The sequence below is a fragment of the Oleiphilus sp. HI0066 genome (genome assembly GCF_001635725.1).
The window spans coordinates 1-844 of the sequence record NZ_LWFH01000494.1 but is presented as its reverse complement, the minus strand read 5'-3'; the positions used below and the strand labels follow the sequence as shown (position 1 = coordinate 844).

Below are 844 nucleotides of genomic sequence, written 5' to 3'. Positions count from 1 at the left end.
ACTGTAGTTACAATGCTGACCCAGTAGCTTGTGCCGATGCGAATGACGTTGGAGGCTTCGCATGGCAAGTAACGAATGACTGTACACTTGCTTTGAACTGCTCTTTTCCAAATGATCTCAATGATTATTGTGTGACAGACGCAGAGCGCACGCCAACAACACCCCAATCTGAGTTGTGCACGCCCAGTAACTATGAAGACTTAAATGAGCTTGATGAAGTCGCGAATGATCTTAGTTTTGCTGCATTTTTGCCCTACTACCAAGACTATATGCGCAGCTTCGAATTTAAGATGTACGACGATTCTTTGTTGTTAAATTTACGTCTGACAGAGCGTGATGCTCTAGTGGTGTATTACTACAAACAGCCTCTTACCGCACCGGCCACTGTGCGAGAGCGTCTATTGTTAGGTCGTCGATTGGTGCAATCTATTTCTCGGCCAGTGGTTCAAGATTCCGGGATATATTTTTCAACGAACGTCCAAGGCGCAACTGTTTCTAATGTCTGCTACAAGGGTCTCATGGAAGTGATGTGTAACGTTCAGGAGCCGTTAGAGGGAGCGGTTGATGAGTGTACTCGCTTTGATCTAGATGCCGGCACATGTCGAGAGGGACGTTTCTTGTTTGAGAGTCGTGCTCTATTTTGTTCCGATACAGAAATCCTGTCTGGCGACTGCAAAGACTCCAATCAAATTAATCAAACGACTTTACAAATTGAGTCCGCTTCTCAAGATGCAAAATGGGTTCCGAGCTTGAGCATTGATGCAACAAATGGCGTCCAATCAACGATGCATGTGTTAATTAGTGATGATCAGCCACGTTCAACCGCTCGTCCTAATGATAGTTA

1 protein-coding gene is annotated in these 844 nt (G+C 45.1%); it reads left to right on the top strand.

All coding sequences use genetic code 11. The features are described from left to right. Positions 1 to 844 (top strand): hypothetical protein (locus A3738_RS30705; RefSeq protein ID WP_197473662.1); only part of this gene is annotated, 844 nt, incomplete at both ends.